General features: G+C 70.4%; 25 protein-coding genes and 1 tRNA gene. 14 read left to right on the forward strand and 12 right to left on the reverse strand.

Features of this window, described 5'->3' with window-relative positions; all coding sequences use genetic code 11:
- On the forward strand, window positions 1–748 hold a 748-nt coding region (locus F0L68_RS12705), incomplete at its 5' end, for an RNA-guided endonuclease InsQ/TnpB family protein (RefSeq protein ID WP_223198741.1).
- 13 nt (window positions 749–761) lie between these two features.
- Here the strand turns inward: F0L68_RS12705 and glfT1 are convergent.
- The 5 genes from glfT1 to F0L68_RS12730 all read right to left on the reverse strand — a co-directional run bounded on the left by glfT1 (window position 762) and on the right by F0L68_RS12730 (window position 5,032).
- Entirely contained in the window at window positions 762–1,664 is a 903-nt protein-coding gene (glfT1, locus tag F0L68_RS12710) for a galactofuranosyltransferase GlfT1 (protein ID WP_149849743.1), read from the reverse strand.
- Window positions 1,661–2,482, reverse strand: coding sequence for a galactan export ABC transporter ATP-binding subunit Wzt/RfbE (wzt, locus tag F0L68_RS12715; protein WP_149849744.1), 822 nt, complete (start codon window positions 2,480–2,482; stop codon window positions 1,661–1,663). Before wzt ends, glfT1 begins: the two co-directional genes overlap by 4 nt.
- A gap of 13 nt (window positions 2,483–2,495) precedes the next feature.
- On the reverse strand, window positions 2,496–3,401 hold the full coding sequence (gene wzm, locus F0L68_RS12720) for a galactan export ABC transporter permease subunit Wzm/RfbD (protein ID WP_149849745.1): 906 nt from the start codon (window positions 3,399–3,401) through the stop codon (window positions 2,496–2,498).
- A gap of 78 nt (window positions 3,402–3,479) precedes the next feature.
- On the reverse strand, window positions 3,480–4,355 hold the full coding sequence (locus F0L68_RS12725) for a class I SAM-dependent methyltransferase (protein ID WP_223198742.1): 876 nt from the start codon (window positions 4,353–4,355) through the stop codon (window positions 3,480–3,482).
- Window positions 4,356–4,462: 107 nt separating this feature from the next.
- Window positions 4,463–5,032: a bacterial proteasome activator family protein gene (locus F0L68_RS12730; protein ID WP_149849746.1), complete on the reverse strand. Its 570-nt coding sequence runs from the start codon at window positions 5,030–5,032 to the stop codon at window positions 4,463–4,465.
- Window positions 5,033–5,171: 139 nt separating this feature from the next.
- Here F0L68_RS12730 and F0L68_RS12735 point away from each other — a divergent pair, with 139 nt between their 5' ends.
- Both F0L68_RS12735 and F0L68_RS12740 read left to right on the forward strand, forming a co-directional pair.
- Complete coding sequence (locus F0L68_RS12735; protein WP_149849747.1) at window positions 5,172–6,371, forward strand: cysteine desulfurase-like protein; 1,200 nt, start codon at window positions 5,172–5,174, stop codon at window positions 6,369–6,371.
- Between the two features lie 42 nt (window positions 6,372–6,413).
- Complete coding sequence (locus tag F0L68_RS12740) at window positions 6,414–7,070, forward strand: class I SAM-dependent methyltransferase (RefSeq protein ID WP_149849748.1); 657 nt, start codon at window positions 6,414–6,416, stop codon at window positions 7,068–7,070.
- Here F0L68_RS12740 and F0L68_RS12745 read toward each other — a convergent pair.
- Window positions 7,065–8,054 carry an NAD(P)H-quinone oxidoreductase gene (locus F0L68_RS12745; RefSeq protein WP_149849749.1) on the reverse strand — a complete coding sequence of 330 codons (990 nt, stop codon included), beginning with the start codon at window positions 8,052–8,054 and terminating at the stop codon, window positions 7,065–7,067. The two genes, F0L68_RS12740 and F0L68_RS12745, sit on opposite strands and share 6 nt — an antisense overlap.
- A 54-nt stretch (window positions 8,055–8,108) precedes the next feature.
- Here F0L68_RS12745 and F0L68_RS12750 point away from each other — a divergent pair, with 54 nt between their 5' ends.
- Window positions 8,109–8,765, forward strand: coding sequence for a GNAT family N-acetyltransferase (locus F0L68_RS12750; RefSeq protein WP_149849750.1), 657 nt, complete (start codon window positions 8,109–8,111; stop codon window positions 8,763–8,765).
- A gap of 27 nt (window positions 8,766–8,792) precedes the next feature.
- On the opposite strand, the gene ypfJ is transcribed toward F0L68_RS12750, so the two are convergent.
- Window positions 8,793–9,713, reverse strand: coding sequence for a KPN_02809 family neutral zinc metallopeptidase (gene ypfJ, locus F0L68_RS12755; RefSeq protein WP_149850032.1), 921 nt, complete (start codon window positions 9,711–9,713; stop codon window positions 8,793–8,795).
- Between the two features lie 512 nt (window positions 9,714–10,225).
- A complete protein-coding gene (locus tag F0L68_RS12760) occupies window positions 10,226–11,161 on the reverse strand; it encodes an EamA family transporter (protein ID WP_149849751.1) in 936 nt (311 codons plus the stop codon).
- Between the two features lie 83 nt (window positions 11,162–11,244).
- Between F0L68_RS12760 and F0L68_RS12765 the strand changes: the two genes are divergently transcribed.
- The 4 genes from F0L68_RS12765 to F0L68_RS12780 all read left to right on the forward strand — a co-directional run bounded on the left by F0L68_RS12765 (window position 11,245) and on the right by F0L68_RS12780 (window position 14,883).
- On the forward strand, window positions 11,245–11,754 hold the full coding sequence (locus F0L68_RS12765; RefSeq protein WP_223198743.1) for a MarR family winged helix-turn-helix transcriptional regulator: 510 nt from the start codon (window positions 11,245–11,247) through the stop codon (window positions 11,752–11,754).
- A gap of 203 nt (window positions 11,755–11,957) precedes the next feature.
- On the forward strand, window positions 11,958–12,389 hold the full coding sequence (locus F0L68_RS12770; protein ID WP_149850033.1) for a MarR family winged helix-turn-helix transcriptional regulator: 432 nt from the start codon (window positions 11,958–11,960) through the stop codon (window positions 12,387–12,389).
- A 22-nt stretch (window positions 12,390–12,411) separates the two neighbouring features.
- Window positions 12,412–12,496: transfer RNA gene (locus F0L68_RS12775), tRNA-Ser, on the forward strand.
- A 1,814-nt stretch (window positions 12,497–14,310) separates the two neighbouring features.
- Complete coding sequence (locus F0L68_RS12780; protein WP_149849753.1) at window positions 14,311–14,883, forward strand: hypothetical protein; 573 nt, start codon at window positions 14,311–14,313, stop codon at window positions 14,881–14,883.
- A gap of 180 nt (window positions 14,884–15,063) precedes the next feature.
- Here the strand turns inward: F0L68_RS12780 and F0L68_RS42325 are convergent, their stop codons facing one another.
- Window positions 15,064–15,624, reverse strand: coding sequence for a hypothetical protein (locus F0L68_RS42325; RefSeq protein WP_188316545.1), 561 nt, complete (start codon window positions 15,622–15,624; stop codon window positions 15,064–15,066).
- On the opposite strand from F0L68_RS42325, the gene F0L68_RS12790 reads away from it, so the two are divergent.
- A complete protein-coding gene (locus F0L68_RS12790; protein ID WP_149849754.1) occupies window positions 15,590–16,828 on the forward strand; it encodes an LPXTG cell wall anchor domain-containing protein in 1,239 nt (412 codons plus the stop codon). The genes F0L68_RS42325 and F0L68_RS12790 overlap by 35 nt on opposite strands.
- A 118-nt stretch (window positions 16,829–16,946) precedes the next feature.
- Here the strand turns inward: F0L68_RS12790 and F0L68_RS12795 are convergent, their stop codons facing one another.
- Together F0L68_RS12795 and F0L68_RS12800 are read right to left on the reverse strand one after the other, a co-directional pair.
- A complete protein-coding gene (locus F0L68_RS12795; RefSeq protein WP_149849755.1) occupies window positions 16,947–17,333 on the reverse strand; it encodes a VOC family protein in 387 nt (128 codons plus the stop codon).
- A 133-nt stretch (window positions 17,334–17,466) separates the two neighbouring features.
- Window positions 17,467–18,909: an ATP-grasp domain-containing protein gene (locus F0L68_RS12800; RefSeq protein ID WP_223198744.1), complete on the reverse strand. Its 1,443-nt coding sequence runs from the start codon at window positions 18,907–18,909 to the stop codon at window positions 17,467–17,469.
- 278 nt (window positions 18,910–19,187) lie between these two features.
- Here F0L68_RS12800 and F0L68_RS12805 point away from each other — a divergent pair, with 278 nt between their 5' ends.
- Window positions 19,188–19,943: a sulfite exporter TauE/SafE family protein gene (locus F0L68_RS12805; protein WP_149849756.1), complete on the forward strand. Its 756-nt coding sequence runs from the start codon at window positions 19,188–19,190 to the stop codon at window positions 19,941–19,943.
- A 57-nt stretch (window positions 19,944–20,000) separates the two neighbouring features.
- Here F0L68_RS12805 and hisC read toward each other — a convergent pair whose 3' ends face one another.
- Complete coding sequence (gene hisC / locus F0L68_RS12810; RefSeq protein ID WP_149849757.1) at window positions 20,001–21,068, reverse strand: histidinol-phosphate transaminase; 1,068 nt, start codon at window positions 21,066–21,068, stop codon at window positions 20,001–20,003.
- A gap of 143 nt (window positions 21,069–21,211) precedes the next feature.
- On the opposite strand from hisC, the gene F0L68_RS12815 reads away from it, so the two are divergent.
- The 4 genes from F0L68_RS12815 to F0L68_RS12830 all read left to right on the forward strand — a co-directional run bounded on the left by F0L68_RS12815 (window position 21,212) and on the right by F0L68_RS12830 (window position 24,362).
- Window positions 21,212–21,907, forward strand: a complete 696-nt coding sequence (locus F0L68_RS12815) for a dienelactone hydrolase family protein (RefSeq protein ID WP_149849758.1) — start codon at window positions 21,212–21,214, stop codon at window positions 21,905–21,907.
- Window positions 21,908–22,018: 111 nt separating this feature from the next.
- Window positions 22,019–22,552: a hypothetical protein gene (locus F0L68_RS12820; protein ID WP_149849759.1), complete on the forward strand. Its 534-nt coding sequence runs from the start codon at window positions 22,019–22,021 to the stop codon at window positions 22,550–22,552.
- Window positions 22,552–23,601 (forward strand): PPE domain-containing protein, encoded by a 1,050-nt coding sequence (locus F0L68_RS12825; RefSeq protein WP_149849760.1) that lies wholly within the window; start codon window positions 22,552–22,554, stop codon window positions 23,599–23,601. Before F0L68_RS12820 ends, F0L68_RS12825 begins: the two co-directional genes overlap by 1 nt.
- The gene (locus F0L68_RS12830) at window positions 23,598–24,362 is read left to right on the forward strand and encodes an ESX secretion-associated protein EspG (RefSeq protein ID WP_149849761.1); all 765 of its coding nucleotides are present in this window, start codon (window positions 23,598–23,600) and stop codon (window positions 24,360–24,362) included. The genes F0L68_RS12825 and F0L68_RS12830 overlap by 4 nt, the downstream gene beginning before the upstream one ends.
- The last annotated feature ends 89 nt before the right edge of the window (window positions 24,363–24,451 follow it).

Raw genomic sequence — 24,451 nt, forward strand, 5'->3', positions numbered from 1 at the left:
CGCGGCGGGCGGGTCCTGCCCCTCTTCCGTCGTCCAGCCCGGCGAGGACGAGGGCGAGGTGCTGCCGCCGGCCGACGCCGAGGTCGGTATCGACCTGGGGTTGACGCATTTCGCGGACCTGTCCGACGGCACGAAGATCACGGCGCCGAGGTTCCTGCGCCGCGCGGCCCGCACACTCACGCGGCTGCAACGAGACCTGTCCCGCAAGCAGCGGGGCAGCAGCCGCAGGAAGAAGGCCCTCGTGAAGGTCGCCAGGGCGCATGTCCGGGTGGCTGACACCCGGCGAGACTGGCAGCACAAGCTGTCCACGGCGATCATCCGCGACAACCAAGCGGTGTATGTCGAGGACCTGTGCGTGACTGGTCTGGGTCGGACCCGGTTGGCCAAGTCCGTGCACGACGCCGGCTGGGCCGGTTTCACCGCGATGCTGGAGTACAAAGCGGCCAGATACGGGCGGACCTTCGCCAGGGTGGACCGGTTCTTCCCCTCCACCCGCAGGTGCTCGGACTGCGGCCAGATCACCGAGAAAATGCCACTCAGCGTCCGGTCGTGGACCTGCCCATGTGGGTCGGTCCACGACCGGGACGTCAACGCCGCCAGGAACATCAAGGCCGCCGGACAGGCGGACTTCAACGACCGTGGAGCGCGGGTAAGACCAGGACTCGTCCCGGCACGGCGCGGCGAAACGGTAACCCACCCGGACGCCGCGCATTCCACGCGCGGCATGGAGGGAATCACCGTCCGTTAGGACGGAGAGGATGTCAATTGCGGAAGAACCGCTCCCGCTGCCCGAGGCGCACCAGCCTCAGCCACTCGACGAACGCCTTCGGGTCCCGCTTGACGCCGAGGAAGTACAGCCCGAAGCGGAACACCTCGAGCAGCCCGAGCTTGCGCATCCCCGGCTGGGACAGCAGGTAGCCCCGGTTGCGGTAGGTGTAGTACCGCTTGACCACGTTCTCCGGGTCCTGCGCGTGGAACCGGCCGCCGAGCATCGGCTTGAACTCGTCGGAGCCGTCCGGGTGCAGGTAGGTGGCGCGCAGGCTGGTGCCGAACGGCAGGCCGCTGCGCACCACCCTGCGGTGGATCTCCACCTCGTCGCCCCGGAAGAACAGCCGGTAGTCCGGCACGCCGACCACGTCGAGGGTGGACGCCCGGAACAGCGCGCCGTTGAAGAACGACGCGATGCCTGGCAGGAAGTCGACGCCCAGCTCGGCCGTCTGCCGCTTCCAGGTGAGGCCCCGGCGCATCGGGAACGCGAGCTTGCGCGGCTCGTCGATGTTGGCCACCACCGGGGACACCACGGCCAGCCCGCGCCGCTGCGCGACCTCGAGCAGCGTGGTCAGCACCGTGTCGTCGGCCGGCCTGCCGTCGTCGTCGGCCAGCCACACCCACTCGGCCCCCATCGCCAGCGCGTGCAGCATGCCGAGCGCGAAGCCGCCCGCGCCGCCGAGGTTGCGCTGCGACGGCAGGTAGGTCGACGGCACGGGGCACTGCGCGACGATGTCGTCGGCGGGCTGGTCAGGTCCGTTGTCCACCACGATGAGGTGGTCGGGCGTCCTGGTCTGCGCGCCGATCGACTTCAGCGACTCGGCCAGCAACTCCCGTCGGTGCCGGGTGACCACGACCGCGACCACGGCGCCCTCGGGTAGCTGCTGCTCGATCATGCGTGATCGCCACCGTTCGTGCTGAGCGCGGGGGACTGCCCGATCCTACGCAGTGTCTCCTGGCTGAAGTTCTCGAACGGGTCCCTGCCCTTGTACGCGGTCACAACTTCGCGCAGGTTGCCCTGGGCCTTGATGTGACCCTCGTCCATCCAGATGGCGGTGTCGCAGAACTCCGCGAGGAACTCGTCCGAGTGGTTGGCGAACACCAGCAGGCCGGACCGCCGCACCAGGTCGCTCAGCCGGTCCCGCGCCTTCTCCATGAAGGCCGCGTCGACCGCGCCGATGCCCTCGTCCAGGATCAGGATCTCCGGGTCGATCGACGTGACGATGCCGAGCGCGAGCCGGACCCGCATACCCGTGGAGTAGGTGCGCAGCGGCATCTGGAGGTAGTCGCCGAGCTCGGTGAACTCGGCGATGTCGTCGACCCGCTTCTCCATCTGCTTGCGGGTCATGCCGAGGAACAGGCCCCGGATCATGATGTTCTCGATGCCCGAGATCTCCGGGTCCATGCCGACGCCGAGGTCGAACACGGGCGCGACCTTGCCGTCGATGCGCGCGGAGCCCCTGGTCGGCTCGTAGATGCCGGCCAGCAGCCGCAGCAGGGTGGACTTGCCGGCGCCGTTGTGGCCGACCAGTCCGACCCGGTCACCCTCCTTGAGAGACAGGGTGATGTCGTTCAGTGCCTCGATGATCGGCACCTTGCCCTCGGTGCCGATCTTCCCGCCGACCTTGCCGAGCACCAGCTTCTTCAGCGAGCGAGTCTTCGCGTCGAAGATGGGGAAGTCGACCGAGGCGTTCCAGACGTCAATGCTGACCATACGTTCGCCTCACTCAGACCCAGTAGGACACGCGGGCACGGTAGTTGCGCAGCGCGCCGAGCGCCAACGCCCACCCGACCACGGTAATGCCGCCGACGACCGACCAGCTCACCATGCTGACCTGCTGGCCGACCATCGGCGCGCGCATGATCTGCACGAAGTGGTACAGCGGGTTGAACTGGAACAGCACCTTCGCCCAGTCGCGGTTGGGGTGCGTTCCCGCGAACAGCGTGTCCGCCGACCAGACGATCGGGGTCATGTAGAACAGCAGCTGGGTGAGGCTGTTGATGACCTGCGGGATGTCGCGGAACCGGGTGCTGATGATGCCGAACAGCAGGGTGACCCAGCCGCCGTTGATCGCGATCAGCACGAACGCGGGGATCGCCATCAGCGCGCCCCAGCCGAGTCCGGGGTGGCAGAAGCCGGCCCCCTCGGTGCCGCACAGCTTGCCGGACAGCGTGTACGCGGGCTTGCTCAGATCGCCGTAGAAGACGATCAGCAGGATCACGTAGACCACGAGGTTGTGCGCGAGCATCAGTGTCTGCCGCCACACCGTGCGCAGCGCGTACACCGTCAACGGGGCGGGCAGATGCTTGATCAGCCCCTCGTTGGCGATGAACGTCTCCATCCCCTCGGTGAGGCAGCCGTTGATGAAGCCCCACACGATGAAGCCGACCGCCACGTAGGGAAGGAACGTGGCGAAGTCGTTGTTGAAGATCACTGCGTACAGCAGGCCGAGGCCGAGCGCGGTGACGCCCATCGAGATGGTGATCCACAGTGGACCGATCACCGACCGGCGGTACCGCTGCTTGATGTCCTGCCAGCCCAGGTGGCCCCAGAGTTCGCGGTCGGCAAAGCCCTGCCGGATGTCGGCGAAGGCACGGCCCCAGCTTCGGGTGGACGGCGCGTCAGGCACCATGGGTCGCTCAATCGTGCTGGATGGTTGCACGAGAACTGAGGGTACCGGGGCGTTGATGGCGCACCTGCTTCTGGGCGGTCACGTTGCGATCAACTTGACAATGACCTGTTCGTGGTCGGCGGTGTACCCCTCGTAGCTGAACTTCAGGCCCGTGGCCTCGACGTGTTCCAGCCACGCCTTGTGCTCGTGCTCCTGCCAGCCCGGGTAGTTGAAGTACTCGTCGAAGACCACGATGCTGCCCGGCCGCAACCGGGGTCCGACCAGGTCGAGCACGGTCTTGGTGGACGAGTACAGGTCGCAGTCCACGTGCAGGAAGTGCACCGGGCCGTCGTGCTCTTCGAGGAAGGCCGGCAGGGTGTCGTCGAACCAGCCGACGACCAGGTCGGCGCCGGGGACCTCGGGCAGGCTGTCCACTCCGAACGCGCCCTCGGTGAACCCGCTGCGCCAGTTCTCCGGGAGCCCCTCGAAGGAGTCGAAGCCGAACACCCCGCCGCCTTCGCGGGCCGCCGCGATGATCTTCAGCGTGGTGCCCGTGTAGACCCCGAACTCCAGCGTGAGCCCGCCCTCGGGGGCCAGCGTGAGCGCGTGCTCCAGGGTCGCGTGCGGGTCGGCGAACTGCGGCACCGTCGGCATCACCTCCCTGGCGAACTGCTCGCTCTGCCGCGCGGCCTCCGTCTCCGCGGCGAACATGAGGTCCCGGCGCTGCCGGTGCTCGAACCGGGACGTCGCCTCAAGCAGCCGGTCCGAGTGCCTGCGCAGCTCCTCGGGCACCCGGTCGAGCCCACTGTGAAGTTCGGCACGCAGCTCGGCGATCTCGCTGCGCAGGCGCTGCACCTCGCCGCTCTGCGCCCGGTAGTACCTGCCGACAACCTCGTCGACGGCCCGCATCGCCTTGTCGCGGACCGCTCGACGGACATTGTCTGCTCGCAGGGATCGGCGCACGTTGTCGAACACTTTGAGCTCCTCTTCACGACGCACGGTTGAGGCATCGTATTGGTTGCTGCAAGTGACGACTGCCACAAGGTGGGTGCCACTCGATAGTGCGGGCCTCCGCGATGGGGTCAGAGGTACTGACCCGTCCCCTTCGAGTGTGGGGCGTCGTGCGGGTCCAGCGCGCTGGACCCGGGCGGCAGGGCGCGTCCGCGCATCTGCTCCAGCTGCACCCGCGCGGCCATCTGCTGGGCGAACAGCGTGGTCTGGATGCCGTGGAACAGGCCCTCCAGCCAGCCGACGAGCTGGGCCTGCGCGATGCGCAGCTCCGCGTCCGACGGCGTGTCCTCGGTGAACGGCAGCGACAGCCGTTCGAGCTCGTCGCGCAGCTCGGCCGCCAGCCCGTCCTCCAGCTCGCGGATGGACCGCTTGTGGATCTCCCGCAGGCGGGTGCGGCTGGCGTCGTCGAGCGGCGCCGCGCGCACCTCCTCAAGCAGCTGCTTGATCATCGTGCCGATCCGCATCACCTTGGCCGGCTGCTCGACCAGCCCGGTGACGTCCTGACCACCGGGCTCGCCCTCCTCGGCGGACGGGACACGGGTGGCGCCGAGCGGCACGCCGTCCGGGCCGACCACCAGCACGCGTCGCCCCTCGTCGATCCCGCTGGCGGCGCTCTCGTTGGACTCAGTCATGCGTCCCATCCTGGCACCTGGCAGCTCCGGGAGCAGACGGCCACCGGGCCACCGCGCCGCCAGGACGGCACACCTGGGAGCGGGCCGCCGTCCGTCCACTGCGCGCCCCGGGGTCCACGCGATTTGCTGTCCTCCGTACGGTGTGCGCATGGCGTTCGACGTCGCTCGGGTACGGGGGCTCTTCCCCGCGTTGGGCGACGGCTGGGTGCATCTGGACGCTCCGGCCGGTATGCAGGTGCCCGAACAGGTGGCCACCGCCGTGTCGACGGCGCTGCGGGCCCCCGTGTCCGGTCCGGGTGGAATATTCCCCGCGTCCCAGCGCGCCGAGGCGATCGTGGACGCGGCGCGCCGATCGGTCGCCGACCTCGTCGGCGCGGACCCGGCAGGCGTGGTGCTCGGCCCGAGCGCGGCCGCGCTGCTGCAACGGCTCGCCGACGCGCTGGCCGACGACTGGTTCCTCGGCGACGAGGTGGTCGTGTCGCGGTTGGACCACCCGGCGAACATCGCCCCGTGGCAACGCGCCGCCCAACGCACCGGCAGCGTGGTGCGCTGGGCCGAGGTGGACATCGAGACGTGCGAGCTGCCCGCCTGGCAGTACGACGGGCTGGTCTCCGACCGGTGCAAGGTGGTCGCCATCACGGCCGCCTCCGGCGCGGTCGGCACGCGGCCCGACCTGAGCAAGATCGCCGAGGCGGCCCGCAAGTCCGGGGCGCTCGTCGTGGTGGACGCCTCCTCGGCCGCGCCGTTCGTGCCGCTGGACATCTCGGCGATGGACGCGGACGTGGTCGTCGTGTCGGCCAACGCGTGGGGCGGTCCGCCGGTTGGCGCGCTGGTGTTCCGCGATCCGGCGATGCTGGACCGGCTGCCGTCCTCGGCGCTGGAGCCCGGCGCGCGCGGCCCGGAACGGCTCGAACTCGGCCCGCACGCCTATCCGCTGCTGGCCGGGCTGGTCGCCTCGGTGGAGTACCTCGCCGGGCTGGACGACACCGCGACCGGCTCGCGCCGCGAGCGCGTGCTCACCTCACTTGGCTCAGTGAAGTCCTACCAGGCCGGACTTCTCGCTAACCTCATCAACGAGCTGCGTTCGCTCCGTCACGTAATGGTGATCGGGGACGCGATGCGCCGGGTGCCCGCGCTGGCCTTCACGATCGCCGGGGTCAAGTCGACCGACGGCGTCGAGCACCTGTCGGCCCGAGGGGTCTGCGCGTTCGCCGACTCCGGTCACTACGGGGTGTTCTCGGCCCTTGGTGTCGGTGAGGTCGGCGGTGCCGTCCGGGTCGGCCTGGCGCACTACACGAACGCGGTCGAGATCGACCAGCTCGTGCGGGCGGTGGCCGAGCTCGGTTAGCGCCCCGGTCGCGCCGCCGTGCGAAGGCCATTCGGAGGTGCGTTGGACGAGTCGCTGACCAGGGAGTTGGCCGACTTGGGCGCGCTGCTCCGGCTGGCCCCGCTGCACACCGACTACCTGCCGAACACCGCGCAGGAGCTGCGGCCGTCCGCGCTGGCCGAGGTGGCCGACGAGGTGCTGCTGGGTTCCCGCTCGGTGCTGGTCGAGTGCGGTTGCGGGTCCTCGTCGGTGGTGCTGGCGCGCCTGTTGGCCAGGCGCGGGTTCGGGCACCTGCTGTCGGTCGAACACGACGAGCGCACCGCGGCCTTCGTCGGCAGCCAGCTGCGCAGGGAGGGCCTCGGCCACGTCGCCAGGGTCGTGCACGCGCCGCTGGCCCCGCACCCCGCCGCCATCGGCGACCTGCGCTGGTACTCGCCGCAGCTGGTGCACGACGAGGTGACCGCGTTCGTCGAGCGCCGCGGCCTGGTCGACCTGCTCCTGGTCGACGGCCCGACCTCAACCGAACCGGCGACGGAGCTGGCCAGGTACCCGGCGCTGCCGGTGCTCGGCGGCGCGCTCGCGCCGGGCGCCGTGGTGCTGGTCGACGACGCCGACCAACGCGGCCAGCGCGCCGTGCTGGCCAGATGGCGCGAGGAGTACGCCCTCACCTTCCGCGTCTCGGCCCGCACCAGACTCGCCGTGGCCCGAGGGGTCTCATGACACGCGCAGCACCAGCTTGCCGAACACGTCGCCGTCGGCGAGGTCGCGGTGGGCGCTGCCGATGTCCCTGATGTCGCGCACGTCGTGCACGATCGGCCGGACCGCGCCCACCTCCACCAGCGGCCACAGCCGCGCGCGGACGTCCGCGATGATCTCCGCCTTGCCGCCGGGGCCATCGACCGGCCGGGGCCGCAGCGAGGTCGCGGAAACGCTCGCCCGCTTGGCCATCAGCTTCGCCAGGTCCAGCTCGCCCTTCCGGCCGCCCTGCATGCCGATCACCGTCAGCCGGCCGCCGGTGGCCAGCGCGTCGACGTTGCGGTCGAGATAGGACCCGCCCATGTTGTCCAGCACCACGTCGGCGCCGTGGCCGTCGGTGGCCTGCCGCAGCTCCGCGACGAAGTCCTGGTCGCGGTAGTTCACCGCAAGGTCGGCGCCGAGCTCCCGGCACCGCGCGAGCCGCTCGGCTGACCCGGCGGTCACCGCGACGGTCGCCCCCAACGCCTTGCCGAGCTGGATCGCGTGCGTGCCGATGCCGCCGGCCCCGCCGTGCACCAGGAAGACGTCGCCAGCGCCAAGCCCCGCGAGCATCACCACGTTCGACCACACCGTGCAGGCCACCTCAGGCAGCGCGGCGGCGCTCACCAGGTCGACGCCGGCCGGCACCGGCAGCAGTTGCGCGGCCGGCACGGCCACCCGCTCGGCGTAGCCGCCGCCGGCCAGCAGCGCGCACACCTCGTCGCCGACCCGCCAGCCGGTGACGCCGGGGCCGAGCGCCGCGATCGTGCCGCTGCACTCGAGGCCGATGACGTCGCTCGCGCCCGGCGGCGGCGGGTACAGACCCTGCCGCTGCAACAGGTCCGCCCGGTTCACGGCGGTGGCCGCGATGTCGAGCAGCACTTCGCCCTGTCCGGCAACGGGATCGGGACGCTCGGCCCACTGGAGCACCTCGGGACCGCCCGGCTCACTGACGATGATCGCGTGCATGCCCCGACCGTAATGGGGTGGCGAGCCGGCCGCCCCATCACCCAGCATCTGGACATGGACGAGCTACCCGACCCCTGGCCGCTGCGGCGGCTGGTGCTGCGCACTCCCCGGCTCGAACTGCGTCCCGACGACGACGCGGGCCTGCTCGAGCTGGTCGAAGAGGCGCGGCTCGGCGTGCACGCGCCCGACGAGATGCCCTTCGGCGTCGCCTGGACCGACGCGCCGAGTGAGCAGCTCGGCGTCAACACCATGCGGTTCCACTGGGGCCAGCGCGCCGCGGTGTCGCCGCAGCGGTGGGACGTCAACTTCCTGGTCAGGTTGGACGGTCGGGTGATCGGCAACCAGGGCCTGCACGGCCGCGAGTTCGCGGCCACCAGGGCGGTCGGCACCGGTTCGTGGATCGGCCTGCGGCACCAGGGCAGTGGCATCGGCACGGAGATGCGCGCGGCCGTGCTGATGTTCGCCTTCGACCAGCTCGGCGCGACCACGGCGCGCTCGTCGGCGTTGGTGGACAACCCGCGCTCGCTCGGCGTGAGCCGCAGGCTCGGCTATGTCGAGGACGGCTCGGAGCAGCTGGTCGTGCGCGGCACCGCGACGACCCACCGCAGGCTGCTGCTGACCCGCGACGCCTTCAAGCGGCCCGACTGGCAGCTGACGGTCTCCGGTGTCGACGGTTGCCGCGAGCTGCTCGGGGCCGAGAACGCGCCCTGAGACGCGCCCGTGCCCTAGACCGCATACCTAGCCGAGGTCGGTGGCCCCGAACGTGTCGCAGCGCGCGGGGTCGCCGGTCTGGATGCCGGTGGTGAACCACTTCTGCCGCTGCGCGGAGCTGCCGTGGGTGAACTGGCTCTGGTTCACCTGCCCGTTGCCGAGGTTCTTCTGGATGTAGTCGTCGCCGATCCGGCTCGCCGCGTCCAGCGCGTTGTTGATGTCCTGCTGGGTGATCTTGTCGATCAGCTTCTTGCCCGACTTGTCCACGGTGGTGCTGGCGTGGTTGGCCCACACGCCCGCGTAGCAGTCGGCCTGGAGTTCCAGCCGCACGGAGCCCGAGTTCGCGCCGGTCGCGGTGCCGACCTTCTTGTTGGTGCCGAGCAGGTTCTGCACGTGGTGGCCGTACTCGTGGGCCAGCACGTAGGACTCGACGAACGGGCTGTCGGTCGCGCCGAACTTGGTCTGTAGCTCCTGGAAGAAGCTCAGGTCGATGTAGACCTTGCTGTCGCCGGGGCAGTAGAAGGGCCCCATCCCGGAGGTGCCGGTGCCGCAGGCGGTCGGCGTGCGCCCGCTGAACAGCTTGGTCGGGGCCTGCTTGTAGGTCTTGCCCGAGCGGGCGAACTGGTCGGTCCAGTAGTTCTGCACGGAGTTCACGATCGCGGTGACCCGGCAGTCCTGGCTCGCGTTGGCCTGCGAGCCCTTCTTGCACTCCGCGCTGATCGCGGAGTTGTCCGAGCCGCCGGAGTTGCCCGAGCTGACGCCCTGCCCGCCGCCACCGCCGAGGTGGCCGAGCACGAGGTACAGCACCAGCCCGATGATGCCGAGGCCGCCGCCGCCGAGCGCGAGACCCCCGCCGAGCCCGAAACCGCCTCCGCCGCCACCACCGCCCGATCCCCGCGCGTCCTCGATCTGCGAGGTGTCCAGGTCGGCGTCGTCGTTGAACTGCACCGCGTCCTCCTTGAGCCCTGCTCCAGACACGGCCACGATAGGGCAGGCGGCGACAGGCAGTCGGGGATAGGGCAGTCGGGGTGCGGACATGCCTGGATGCGGAGCCCGACGTCGGGGCACCGCACCCAGGGTCTCACGATGTCTGTGACGGACGCTGCCGAGCGGGTTGGCGTGGAACTCCGCCAGTGGGGTCAGGAGACCGCACCGACGCGGAGTTCAACAGCGTCGACGTGCGCTGAGATCAGCGCCAGCGGCGCCTGCGCACCCGATGACCCGGCTAGCGCTGCTCACTGTCGCGATCGGGTCGGTTCCGACCCATCCGGTCGCGGGGGTGCAGCTGACAGCCGGCCGTCACTCTCAGGACTTACCCGCACGGCACCACCTTCCCCTTCCGGGCGGGCTACCGGGCTTCGAACTGCCATGCTCCCGAAAGCCAGCCGCTCCTTCGAGCATGCGCTTGATCAGCCCGTTTCTCAACCTTTAAACAGGTCCCTGAACTGGTGAAACGTGGACTAACGGTGCGGAGTGGACGGTGTGCGGACAGCGACCGGGTCCCCGGCCGGTGTCACCTGGACGGGTCGCCGGACGGCGAGCCGCTGGCCGACGACCACGGAGGCGAGCACGAGTGCCGCGCCGACCAGCTGCACCGGGGTGAGCGACTGGCCGAGCACCGCCCAGCCGAGCAGCGTCGCGACCAGCGGGCTGACCAGGCCGAGCAGCGAGCTGGCCGCGGCGGGCAGGTTGCGGACCCCGGCGAAATACAGCACGTAGGCCAGCGCGCCGCCGAACACCGACAGCCAGGCGTAGCCGGCGACCGAGGACCAGCCGATGTGCGGCGGCGCGCCCTCGATGCCGAGCGCGAGCACCAGCAGCACGATCGAGCCGCCGAGCAGCTGCCAGGCCGTCGCGGTGAGCCCGTGCACCGGCCGCCCGGCCGCGTCGGTCGGCAGGCCCCAGCGGCGGGTCAGCACCATGCCGAACGCGATGAGCACCGCGGTGCCGAGGCCGGCGAGCACGCCGAGCGGGTTCAGCGCGGCCGTCCCTTGCAGGACGAGCAGCGCGACGCCGAGCACGCCGGCGAGCGCGGTGCCGATCTGCGCCCTGCTCGGGCGTTCGCCGAGCAGCGCGGCGGCGAGGCCGACGACGAGCAGGGCCTGCGTCGCGCCGAGGGTGGCGGCGACGCCGCCGGGCAGCAGGTGCGCCGCGACGAACAGCAGCGCGAAGAAGCCGCCAATGTTGAGGCTGCCGAGCAGCAGGGAGCGCCACCACCACGAGCCGGTGGGTCGGCCGGGGCGCAGCGCGAGCACGAGGAGCCCGGCGGGCAGCGCGCGCAGCAGCCCGTTCCACATCGGGTGGTCGACGGGTAACAGCTCGGTGGTGACCAGGTAGGTGGTGCCCCACATGGCCGGGGCGGCCGCGGTGCGCAGCAACAGTCCGGTGTGGCCCATCGGGAACTCCTCGATCTCAAGTAGCTTGACGTTAAGATATCTACGTCAGGTGTATCTCGAAGTCAAGCTAAATGTGGGGCACAATGCGCGGTGTGCGAGACGCGGTGGACATGATCATCGAGCAGTGGCGGACCCAACGGCCCGGCATCGGACCGGAGCCCATCGGCGTGGTCGGCCGGGTCAGCAGGCTGGAGTCGCTGCTCGGCAAGGGCATCGCGGACAACTTCGCCAAGCACGGGCTCGGCCCGTGGGAGTTCGACGTGCTGGCCACCCTGCGCAGGGCGGGCGAGCCGTTCGTGCGGACGGTCGGCAGCCTCCAGGGCAGCATGATGATCAGCTCGGGAACCATGACGCACCGGCTGGACCGGCTGGAGCAGCGCGCCCTGGTCGGCAGGGCGCCGGACCCGAACGACCGCAGGGGCGTCCTGGTCCGCCTCACCCCCGAGGGGCTCGCGCTGGTCGACGAGGTCGTGGTGACCCACCTGGCCACCGAGCGGACGCTGCTCGCCGGCCTCACCCAGGCCGAGCAGGACCAGCTGGCCGCGCTGCTGCGGACCCTCCTCCTGCACCTCGGCGACACCGCCCCCGAATAACGTAGGCCGCGCCGCCTGCCGTGTGCGCCCGAAATGGTCGAAGGGCGCGCTTCTCGGGGCGGCAGTGTGCTCGCTGAAGACGTCCGGCGCGGGCGAAACGGGTTGAACGTGGGTAAACGGATATCGAGCGTCGTCGTCGGGCATAACCTGGAGCGGTGAGCGACACAGGGCGGGTCGAGCCACGCTGGCTCGACGACGGCGAGATGCGATCGTGGCGGGCGTACGTGGTCGGCGCCGCGATGCTGGGGGAGCGGCTGCACCGGGAACTCCAGGAGGGCCACGGGGTTTCGCTCGCCGACTACGAGATCCTGGTTCGGCTGTCCGAGCAGCCCGAGTGTCGGATGCGGATGAGTCAGCTGGCCGACGACGTGGCGTCGTCCAAGAGCCGGGTGTCCCACCAAGTGGCGAGGATGGAGAAGGCCGGCCTGCTGGAGCGCCGCGACTGCGCCAGCGACGGCCGAGGCGTGTTCGCCCAGCTCACGGAGCAGGGCGTGCAACAGCTCAAGGAAGCGGCGCCGACCCACGTCGAGGGCGTCCGCGAACACCTGATCGACCTGCTCTCCCGCGAGGAACAGGAGCTGCTCGCCAAGGTCTTCGACCGCGTCATCACGCACCTGCACAGCACCGACCGCTAGCCCGCTAGGCTCACCGGCACAGGGAAGCGTGGCAGAGCGGCCGAATGCACCCGCCTTGAAAGCGGGAGACGGGAAACTGTCCGGGGGTTCAAATCCCTCCGCTTCCGCAGCTCAGAGGGGGTGTGACCGTCCTTCGCGGACCGGTCACATCCCCTCCGTGTAGCAACGGGTGTAGCAACGGGCTCAGTCCAGCTCATCCGGCAAAGCCTTCGCCTGGTCCGAGTCCAGTCCCCTATGCACGTCATATCGAGGCGTTCTGACCTGCACGAGCTTGGCCACGTTGCGCCGAACGATCTCCTCCCTACAAGCGTGTTGCAGGGCGTTCTGGAGCACGGCGTGAACCTGCTGGATGGTCCGATCGGACAACACCTGCCGGCAGCACTTCCCGACAGAGCAGCGCCGCCGAGTGCCTGCTGTCGGCGATGAAACACACGCCGCCGCGTCAGCGATGTAGCCGCCGTAACTCCCATATAAGTGTGTCGAGATGGGAACAGTATGGCATCGCCAGAGTCCGGGACCGAGTCTGCGAGAAAGTCGTGGTTTCGCAGGCACAAGACGCTGACAGTGCTCGGCGCTGTGATCGTTCTCTTCCTAATGCTTGGCGTGGTAGGCGCGATCGTTCAAGGGCCTCCACCAACGACCGTCGTTCAAGGCTCTAGATCACCGGCTCCGAATCCATCGACCAGCTCAGCGCCGCCCTCGAAGCCACCTTCAGCTAGTTCTACGGCACCTGCGCCTCCGCCCACTACCGCTCCTGTCGCTCCATCCTTGTCGCCAGAAGCACTTACAGCGGCCAGCAATTCCACATACGCAATTGAGGGCCACGAGCTTGGAGTTCAACCCACGATGTCAGGGACCGTGCCCGTCTGCCCGTACGAGGTCGCAGGCTGGATCAAGTCGCTAACCTCGGACGGGACATCGGTCAGTGTGTCGGCTCGAGGGCCGGTCAACATCACGGCAACCACTAATGCAACCGACGGGACTGAACATACGCGGCGAATCACGATCGATAGCGGCCATTCGGACACCATCATCGAATTTCCCGAGAGCCCTGCGGATCACGTACGTATGGTAATGCTGACAGCCAGCGATGGCGGCAAAGGGGCCGGGGGAAGCTGCGTTGCCGCGCCTGCCAGTGGCTCCATGACTGGCAACCAGTATTGTCAAGGGAAACGGTGGCCTCAAACCATACCTTCCGATGTCATCGGATTGCATTACGGTGACGCCATCGCGTCTTATCGCGAACTCGGTTGCTTCAACCTTGGCCAGGCTTCCTCCGAGGTCGATGGCCACGATGTCGGCAACGACCCTGCCAACACCCCGAGTCCATGGGCAGTTGATTCAGTTACACCCACAGTTGGATCACAGGTCATGGCTAACGCGCAGGTCAACCTCAGGGTTCGACCTGAGCATTAGTGCGGCAGCGAAAACTCCACGAGCAGCGGCGCATAGGGCCTACCTGGTACTCACTCACCAGAAGCGGGGCATGTCCGCCAGCGCGGACGACCTTCGTGCCATTGCGGCCGAGCTCGGCTAGGCGCGCGAGCGATGTAGCAATGGGTGTAGCAACGCCGCCGGACGGGCCTGAAAAAATCCCTGCGCTTCAGCTCGGCAAGGCATGTTCTAGTGCGTGTCCGGTGTCGCTTGGCGTGGATACGTCTGCTGGTTGATCATGCTGACGTGGTGACGACGCGTCACCGGGGTGCCCAGAACGGGACTTGGCGTTAGCCGCAGGAACCTGATCAGACCAGCGCCTTCAGGCAGGGCCGTCAGCTCCACCGACGGCTGCCCCCTTCACTGAGAGCGACGGTCCGGACATACTGGGTTCCAGTCTCGCGTCACGGACCGTGCCCTCCGTGCCGCGACGGCGGATCACCGCAGCACACCCGCCGTCCAGATCACCGACGATCCGGAGGACTCCGTGGCAGACGTACTGAAGTATGGCGACAAGGTTCATCTTCAGAATGGTTGGGACAACTGGAACGGCGGTTTCCTGGACACCAACAGCGGCGACCCCAACGCCGGCGGCAGCAAGTACGGGGTCTCCACCGCGCCCACGTCCGCGCGAGCCACCGGCACCGGGACCTGGGAGATCACCTCGGCGTCCGGGAAGGCCATCGGCGCCGAGGTGATCACCGGTGACGTCGTCTACCTGCGCAATCTCTACGGTGGCGACGGCGGGTACCTCGACACCAACAGCAGCGGCAACCCCGGCAGCAAGTTCGGGGTGTCGACCTCCCCGGGCAAGGACCGAGCGCCTGGCAGCGGGCGGTGGCGGGTGTTCGCCGAAACGTCGTCCCCCATCGACTCCAAGGTCCGCGAGGCTGACCGGGTTCACCTGCTCAACGGTTGGGACAACTGGAGCGGCGGCTTCCTGGACACCAACGGCGGCGACGCCAACGCCGCCGGCAGCAAGTACGGGGTGTCCACCAGCGACTACACCGACCGGGCCGCCGGCAGCGGCACCTGGAGGTTCGCCAAAGCCAAGGCGTAGCCAGCAGGATCGCCAACGCCGCCCCTGAGTTCAGTGTCAGGCGCCCCACCCACAGCGCCCGACACTGAACTCAGGCGTTTCCGGCTTGCTGTGGACAACCGGCGCGCCCATTGGTTGGCGCACCGGTTTTCGCTGAAGCTATTCGGTTTCGTCGCGCATATGCGTAAAGTCTCACCTCGTCTAGTCGAGGCCGCGTGGCGCTGTGAAACGGGGGGCCAGTAAAGGCGCGATGACGGCCCTTTCATTCAGGGGGAAGCACTTGTCGCAATCCACGGTGGGCCGAATGGCCGCCAAGTTGGGCGCGTCCGCAGCAGCGCTGGCGCTCATTGTCGGCGGCGGTTTGTCCGCGAGCCCGGCCTTCGCGGACGAATCCGCCGCGACCATCACGACGACGCCGTCGGCGCCCGCGTCGGCCACGTCGACATCCGCGCCGAAGTCCACTTCGGCGAGCCCGGTCACCACCACGCCGCCATCGACTGCCCCGACGTCGGATGCGCCGACCTCGGCAGCCGCGAGCAGTGACTCGACCGCTCCCGCGCCCGCATCGCAGGCTCCTGTCGTGCCGCCGACCTCGACCGAACCCGCGCCGGCCACCGCGAGCAGCGACGCGCCCGCGCCGAAGCCGCGGGACACCAAGGAACTGCCGGACGTGTCGGTGTCTGTCAGCTTCGACAAGGTGGCATACAACTCCGGCGACACGATCCACGTGAAATTCACCGTCACCAACGTCGGCAAGATCACCGCCGAACACGTGTCGCTGGAGGTATGGGACCTCACCAAGTCGGCAATCAACTTGGACCTCAACTCACCGGGCTATCGTCAGCTGAACCTGTACGAGGGCGGTGCGGGCGTGGGCGGCGCGACGATCGAGCCGGGCGCCACCAGGACTTTCGACGTTCCGGGCGAAGCGAAGGATCCGAGCCTCGGGATCGTCACCCTGGATGGCTACGTCTCGCCGATGGTGCAGGTCGCCCCCAACAACTGGAACGCGGTTGACGCGACTCTCGATGACAACTATTTCCACCTCAGCGTGCCTGTGACCAGGACGAGCGGCGTCTTCGCCGGCGTGATCACGACCGACAAGGGCGTCGGCCTCGCCGGGGTGCAGATCAACCTCTCCGGTGGCGTGCCGTACTCCTGGCTGAAGGCGACGACCGACTCGATGGGCCGGTTCGACTTCGGCAGCGTCCCCACCGGGCACTATCTGATCTCCTACACCACGCCCGATGGCTGGGTCCTGCCGTACCCGGCCATGACCAGCGATGCCATCAACACGCTCACCATCGACGAGTCCGGCCGGTACGGCAACGTGAAGCTGACGGCCGAGCGGCCCCTGTCCGACTTCCTGCACGTCTCCATCGCGTTGGACAAGGACACCTACCAGGTGGGCGAAACCGCGCATCTGCTGGTGACCCTGACCAACAGCGGGCCAACCGCGCTGACCGGCATCAAGGCCATGGATGAGAGTGACGGTATTTCGCTGTCCCCGACCGGGCCGGCCTGGGCGGAGCTGGCGTGGGGCGGCCCCGGCGTCACGATCCCGGCCGGCGGGACGAAGACGGTCGAGGCCACGGCGGTCGTGCCGGCTGAGGCGCTGAAGTCCGCGTCGAAGGAGGTCGGCGTCGGCTACACCTTCGGCTACGACTTCGGCTACCAGTTCGATGGCGACCCGTACGTGAAGGCCAGTGCGAAGGTCACCGAGGCGACGACCGTCCCGACGACCACGACCACCGACACGACCACGACCGCGCCGGTACCCGCGCCGGCCGCCGAGGTCGTCGTCGCCGCGACCGACACCACCACGGCGGACCCGCAGGCGGCCACGACCGACCAGCTCGCCTCAACCGGCGCGAACGTCGGCGGGCTGTCCATCGCGGCGCTCGGCCTGCTCACGGTCGGTCTCGGTGCGATCGTCTTCTCGCGTCGCCGTAGGGCGACGACCTAGTCCGACCAGCTAGTCCGACCAGCGCGGGGCGGCACACCGATAGGCGTGCCGCCCCCGCGCGGCGGCCGGAAGCGGGTCTGGCGCGGTGTGCGGGTCTGGCGGGGTGTGCGGACTCCGGTCAGGGGCAGCGGGAGGCGAGGACGCAGAACTCGTTTCCCTCCGGGTCGGCCAGGACGACCCAGCTTGCGTCGCCCTGGCCGACGTCGGCGTGTCGAGCACCCAGGTCGAGCAGGCGGCGGACCTCGGCGTCCTGCTCCCGGTCGGTTGGGTTGACGTCGATGTGGAGCCTGTTCTTGCCGGTCTTGCCCTCGGGCACGCGCGCGAAGGTCAACGTCGGTGGCACCGGGCCAGGGCGGTTCCTGCCTTCTGGCACCAGCGGGGAGCCGATCGTGACCACCCCGTCGTCGTCGCCCTGCATCTCGTAGCCGAGGACCGAGCACCAGAACGCGGCGAGACCGTGCGGATCGGCGCAGTCGATCGCGAGCTCGGTGAACTTGCTGGCCATGTCAGGACCTCCCGGTCAGGTGGCGGGGCCGCCGTGGAGCACGGTAGAACCCCGCCACCTCGCCGTTTCGAACATACGTTCGATCAGTCCACAGCTGTGGAACAACCTGTGGACAACTCGGGCTGTGCACAACTCAGGCGATGCCGGCCGCCTGCACGGCCTCCAGCACCACCGCGTGGCCGGTCTCCTCGCCCACCGGGACGGCGGGCTCCAGCGGGCCGAAGCCGGTGCCCCACTCCTGGTCGGCGAGCGCGAACGCGGCCACCGCGAGCGGGGCGACCGGGCGGCCCGGCGGCAGCACGTCCGGGTCGAGGTCCAGCTCCAGCCTGCCGCCGATCGGGGCGGGCTTGAGCCGCAGCACGGCGTCCGGGGTCTCCTCGGCGTGCGCCCAACGGCACGACCACTCGGCGAACACCACCGGGCGCTCCACCGCGGCCGACGGGCGGATCGCGCGGACGTTGGCCGCGACGGCGCCAGAGCGGCGCGCGTCGGCCGCGGCGAGCAGGGTGTCCTCGAAGTCCATCGACGACACCCCGACGTCGTGCCCGGCGACCAACGCGACCTGCACCAGCGCAAGCGGCAGCTGGGGGAGCGCGTCCTCGAAGCACACCATCGCCCCGCCGTACCTGGTGTTCACCTCGGTCGGCAGGAACCCGTCCTCGGTGGCGATGCCGTCCAGCGTGAACGTGCCTCGGTAGCCGACCGACCCCCGCAGCTGCTCGCCGACCCGCCGCGCCAGGTTCCGCATCTCGTCACGGATCGCGGCGGGCGGGTCGTAGTACGAGGCGCAGCCCGCGTACAGGAACCTGGCCGACCCGGCCCGCCTCGGCACGACCATCTCGATCGGCCGCAGCACCGCCGTCCCGTCCGGGAACACCACGCCGTGCACGCTCACCGGAATGCCCTCGAGGAACGGCATCACCCGCACCTGGTCGCACTTGGGCGCCAGCACCGCGAACGCGCCGGCCGCCTCCTCCCGGTCGCGCACCCTGCGGACGAAGTTCGCGCCACCGTTGATGCTCGGGCCGTCGCCGGACCACACCACGCCGGCGCCCCGGTCCAGCAGTGTGGACGCCTGCCAGAGCGCGTCCTCGTCCATGCCGACCACGACGGCGGGCGCGTGCGGCACGGACAGCTCCGCCCACAGCGCGTCGATGGTGGTCTTGTTCTCCAACGCCACCCACTCGGGGCGTCGGTAGTTGAGCACCGGCCGCCCGGCGAACTCCGGCACGGCCACGTACGGCGTGCTGATCACCAGGCCGTCGCCCGTCGGGTCGTAGTCGTCCAGGACGGCGCGCAGCTCCGGGGACGGGGCGGTGAGCACCTCCTCGAGCCTGCGGTGCTCCACCGACACCAGGCTGCCGGCGATGCCGAGCGACACCCAGCGCGCCACCTCGGGGTCATACAGCGGCGCATGATCCTCGGTACTCAGCACCAGGGGCTGTTTGACCCCGAGCGAATGCAGCTCCTGCACGCGTTTGGGCAACCGCGTCCCACCCGCGAGCACGACCCGCTGGTCGCCGAAAACTGTGCTGAGGCGCTCGTTGAGCGCGGAGTAGACATGCTCCATCGTCATGACTCGCTTTATGACCGAGGAATGGCCGGCGACCGCCGGGTGACGCGAAGCGTAGAGCCACCCTCCGCGCATCGCGAAGCACGGTCCCGCAACGGACCGTTGAATGGTTGACCGCGCAGGTCAGCCGGTGTGCGCGCGGCCGGTCTCCGTGGCCGGACGGCGGCCTCGGGTCGGGCCGCCCACCAGCGTCGATCTGTCGACATGGCCACACGGGGATCCATTGAACGGCCGCCATGCCTAGGCTTTGCGTTGCTAACTAACCTCAGCTGGGAGGTCGGGTGACGGCACTAGAGGCAATAGCGGTCGCGGTCGCCGGCGTGTTCGCCGGTGCGATCAACACCGTGGTCGGCTCAGGCACGTTGGTCACGTTTCCCGTGCTGCTCGCGGTCGGCTACCCACCGGTGGTCGCCAACGTGTCCAACAGCCTCGGCCTGGTGCCCGGCTCGCTCAGCGGCGCCTACGGTTACCGGCAGGAGCTGCGCGGCCAGGGTGAACGGCTGCGCAGGCTGCTGCCGGCCTCGCTGTCCGGCGGCGTCATCGGCGCGATCCTGCTGCTTGTGCTGCCGGCCAACGCCTTCTCCGCGATCGTGCCGGTGCTCATCGTGGTCGCGCTGGTGCTCGTGGTCCTCCAGCCGTGGCTGAACCGCAAGCTCGCCGAGCGGCAGGCCGAGCGGCACGAGCACGGCGGCGTGCTGTTGCTGGTCGGGGTGTTCCTCGCCGGCATCTACGGCGGCTACTTCGGCGCGGCGCAGGGCGTGCTGGTGATGGGGCTGATGGGCGTCCTGATGGACGAGAAGCTCCAGCGCATGAACGCGATGAAGAACGTGCTGACCGCCATGGTCAATCTGGTCGCCGGCATCCTGTTCATCTTCATCGGGCACGTGGCCTGGCCCGCGGTGCTGCTGCTTGCGGTCGGCTCGACGATCGGCGGCCAGATCGGCGCGAAGATCGGGCGGCGGCTGCCGCCGGTCGCCCTGCGCGCAGTCATCGTGGTGGTGGGGCTCGCCGCGATCGCGAAGCTGCTGCTGTCCTGACGACTGTCCTGACGACGGGTCCTTCCCCTTTCGGGCAAGGACCCGTCGCCGAGGGCCTCAGTGCTGGAACGACCTGGCGGCGGCCAGGAACGCGTCGTTCTCGGCCGGCTCGCCGATGGTCACGCGCGCGCCGTCGCCGACGAACGCCCGCACCACGACCTTGTGCGACAGGCAGTGCTCGTTGAACTCGGCGGTCCGCTCGCCCAGCGGCAGCCAGACGAAGTTGCCCTGCGTCTCGGGAATCTCGTAGCCGGCGGCCAGCAGCTCCCCGCGCACCCTGGCGCGCTCGGCCACGATCTCCGCGCACCGCGCCATCAGCTCGTCCTCGGCCTCCAGCGAGGCGATCGCCGCGGCCTGTGCCACCGCGTTCACGCTGAACGGCACGTAGACCTTGCGCAGCACCTCGGCGACGGCGTCGGGGGCGACGCAGTAGCCGACCCGCAACCCGGCGAGGCCGTACGCCTTGGAGAAGGTGCGCAGCACGGCGACGTTGTCCCGGCCCTTCGCCCACTGCGCCTTGGCCACCTCGACGCCGTCGGGCACCTCGGGGTCGTCCACGAACTCCCGGTACGCCTCGTCGAGCACCACGAGCACGTGCTCGGGCACGGCGTCGATGAAGCGCTCGATCTCCTCGCGCCGCAGTGCTGTCCCGGTGGGGTTGTTGGGGGTGCAGACGAACACCAGCCGCGTCGCCGGGGTGATCGCGGCGGCCATCGCGTCGAGGTCGAGCGCGTGCGACTCGGTCAGCGGCACCCGAACCTGGCCCGCGCCGACGACCTGCACGATCAGCGGGTACGCCTCGAAGGACCGCCACGGGAACAGGACCTCGTCCGCCTCGCCGCAGGTGGCCTGCACCAGCTGCTGGCACAGCGTCACCGAGCCGCAGCCGACCGCGAGCTGCGCCGGTTCGACGCCGAGCTTGGCTGCGAGCCTCGACACCAGATCCGTCGCGGCGGAGTCGGGGTAGCGGTTCACGTTGGTCGCTGCCGTCGCGATGGCCGCGACCACGCTGGGCAGGGGGCCGGCGGAAACCTCGTTGCTGGCCAGCTTGATCGCCCCTGGGATGGTGCGGCCGGGCACGTAGCCAGGGAGCTGGGCGAGGTCGGCGCGGGTTCGGACGGTCATCCGGTGGCTCCTCGTTGATCCGGGCGGCCGGCGACGTCGCCGGCTCGACCTGCACGTTAGCTGTCACCCACCGTTTGGCGGGATTGCTCCGTCTGGTTGGTCACGTTGACTGATGTTCACCCCAGCGTGGAAGGCTGGCGTGCATGACCCAGACCCGGACAGAGAGCCTCCCGCTCACCGACGGCCGCGAAGTGCGGCTCACCGTCGCCGAGCCGGAGAACGTGGTCCGTGGCGGCCTTGTCGTGCTGCATGAGGCCCACGGCGTCACCGACACCGTGCGCGGCCTCGTTGCCAGCCTCGCGGACGAGGGTTGGTTGGCGGTGGCTCCGCACCTGTACCAGGACGCGGACGAACTGGACGAGTCGCGCGGGGACGACGTGGCCGCGCGGGTCGGCATGCTCTCGGGCGAGACGGTGCTCGCGGACACCGACGTCGCGTTCCTGTGGCTGGCCGAGCGCGGCATCAGCGCGGACCGGACCGGCGTGATCGGCTTCGACCTCGGCGGCGCGGTCGCCATGGTGATCGCCGCGAGCCGCTCGATCGGCGCCGCGGTCAGCGTGGCCGGCGGCGGCATCCTCACCCCGCTGTCCGACGGCCTGCCCGCCCTCGTCGAGGTCGCCGAGCAGCTGTCCTGTCCGTGGCTCGGCCTGTACGGCGACGAGGACGAGGCCATCCCGGTCGCCGACGTGGAGAAGCTGCGGGACGCGGCAGCGGCCGCCGAGATCGCCACCGACGTGGTGCGGTTCGCCGGGGCCAACCACCGCTTCGACGCGGCCCCCGACGCGGCCGCCGAGGCCTGGCACCGCGCGCTGAACTGGTTCGACTCGCACCTGCGCTGACCGTCCACAGTGGACTGTGCTTGATCTCGGTTCGGCTTCCTCGCCGAATCGCCGCCGGGGCGCGGCGGCCCTGGGTAGCCTTTTGGTGGCTCACCTCAGGGGGTATCGAGTATGGCGACGAACGACGTGTCCGGTGGCTTAGCCGGCTCAGCGCCCGCCGCTGGCGCTGCGCCGATGTTCGGTGCGGCTCCGGCGTTCGCCCAGGCCGCGCACGGACAGCTCGCGACGGCGGCTGGCGCGATCGCGGGCGCGCACCAGGCCGCCGTGGCGGGCACCCTGCACCTGACCGAGGACGCGGCGCACAGCCTGATCGACGCGATCGGCCAGGCCCGCGACCAGGTGGACGAGCTGTGCGGCCAGGCGAACTACGACCTGAACCGGCCGCTGAGCTTCGGCAGGAGCTGGGTCGGCGACCTGGTCGGCGCGCGCCTGCACCAACTCGCGTCCGGCGGCGACCGGTCGGCCGCGCTGGTGCTGGAGGAGTTCCGGCACGTGCTCGACGAGGTCGAGTCGACCGTGCGGGCCGCGTCCGGGCTGGTGTTCTCCACCGAGGACGACCAGCGGCGGCGCATGCAGCAACTCCAGCAGAAACAGGAACTTCAGCAGCAACAGGCCACCGACAAGCAGAAGGGGCGACTCCTGTGATGCTGCCGCCGCGCCTTCGCGTGCGCCACGACCCCGCCTCGCTCGACGCGCACGTCGACTGGATGGTCTGGACGCACCAGGAGCTGTACGACATGGTGCACCAGGGCGTCGACCTCGCCGGCGCGGCCGCCGTCGCCGACGGGTGGGCCCGGCTGAGCCAGGGCCTGCACCAGGTCGCCGACCAGCTGACTGCGGCCTTGCTGGCGTCCGAGAGCGGGTGGCACGGCGACTCCGCCGACCAGGCCCGCCAGGGCATGCGGTCGGTCACCGGATGGGCGACCGACACCGGGAACCACGCCAAACAGGTCGCCGGCGCGGTCACCGACGAGATCAGCCACGTCGAGACCGCCAGGAACCGCATGCCGGCGCCGCCGCCCGCCGCGCCGCACATGGTTCCGCTGGACGGCGTCCACCGGACCATCCCAGGGATCAACATCCCGGCGGGCGGTGCCGGCCCCGCGAGCGACGTCGCCTACAACGGGATGCTCGGTACGGACAGCGCGTTCCGCAGGCTCGACAACGCGGACGAGCAGCACCGCCAGGCCGCGACCGTGATGACCGAGTTCCAGCAGGGCTCGCTCTCCGTCGAGCACACCGTCCCGCAGTTCAGCGTCCCGCAGAGCCCGGTGCTCAACCAGGTCGCGCCGCCGCCGCCCATGCCGCCACCCGCGTCCGCGCCGCCGGCCCTGCAACCCTTCATGGCGGCCGTTCCGCCGGTCGCGCCCCGGCCGGGGGCTGGCACGTCGACGGCGACGCCGCGCGGCGGCGCGATGGCCGGCAGGCCGGAGCCGCTGGCGGAGTCGCCGAGGACCGCGCGCGGCCCGCAGTCGATGTCCGGCGTGTCCGCCACCGAGCCCGCCGCGCGCGCGGCCGTGGCGCAGGGCCGCGCGACCGGCTCCGGCTCGACGGGCAGCGGGGCCGGGATGGCCCCTGGCGGGTCCGCGCGGGGCGGCGAGGACCTGGAGCGCCGGTCGGCGCCGTACCTGGAGGAGGACGAGGACCTCTTCGGGCTCGACCAGAAGTACGCGCCGCCGGTGATCGGGGCATGACCGACCCGGCAGGCGGCTGGATCCCGCTCGCCGAGGAGGAGTTCTTCCTGCTGTGGTGGGCCAACCAGCCCCGGGAGCTGCCGGTGCCGCTCGGCGTGCGGCACTTCGGCGCGGTGCCGGCCGACCGCGCGGAACTCGTCGAGGCGTGCTCGGACACCCTCTCCGCGCGCGGGCTCGGCACCGTGCGCGACCCGGAGCCGAGGCTCGCGGCGCTGCTGCGGGTGCTCGCCGCGCCGACGATGTCCGTGCAGCTGCTGCTGGAGTACCCGACCGGAGCCGGGCAGGCGCTCGCCGTCGTGGACGGGGAGCGCGGGGTGCTGGCCACCCGCCTCGGCGCGGACGTCCACCTCGCGCCGATCCGCGGCACCGCGCTCGCCCCGGCAGCGGCCGGCCTGCTGCCCGCCAGCCCCGCGGCGCCCGGCCGGGCCGCGAACGTCCGCGTCGCCGACTACCAGGCGGCCTGCCTGGCGGGGCGCGAGGACGGCGCTGAGGCGTTCCTGGCCGTGCTGCGCTCGGCGGGCGTGCGCGAGCCGGAGGCGCGCACCGTGCACCGCGCGGTGGCCGGGCGGTACGGCGGCGGCCACCTCGGCGCCACCGGCCGGGACCGGCGGCGGGCCGCGACCACGGTGACCTGGCTGGACACCGACGAGGGCCGCTACCTGGCGCGCGGCCGCGACGGCTGGCTGGTGGTGACCCCGGCCGACCAGGCGAGGGTGGCCGAGGCGGTCGCGGAACTCGTGCAGGAGGCGCACCGGGGCTGACGGCCGGCCGGGCCCGCCGACGCCGACGGGTTGGCGCCAACGGGTCGAGGGCGGGGCTGACGGGTCGGGGTCGGACATCGTTATCCCCG

Origin of the sequence: Solihabitans fulvus, from assembly GCF_008386585.1 — a bacterium.
Taxonomy (GTDB): Bacteria; Actinomycetota; Actinomycetes; order Mycobacteriales; family Pseudonocardiaceae; genus Solihabitans; species Solihabitans fulvus.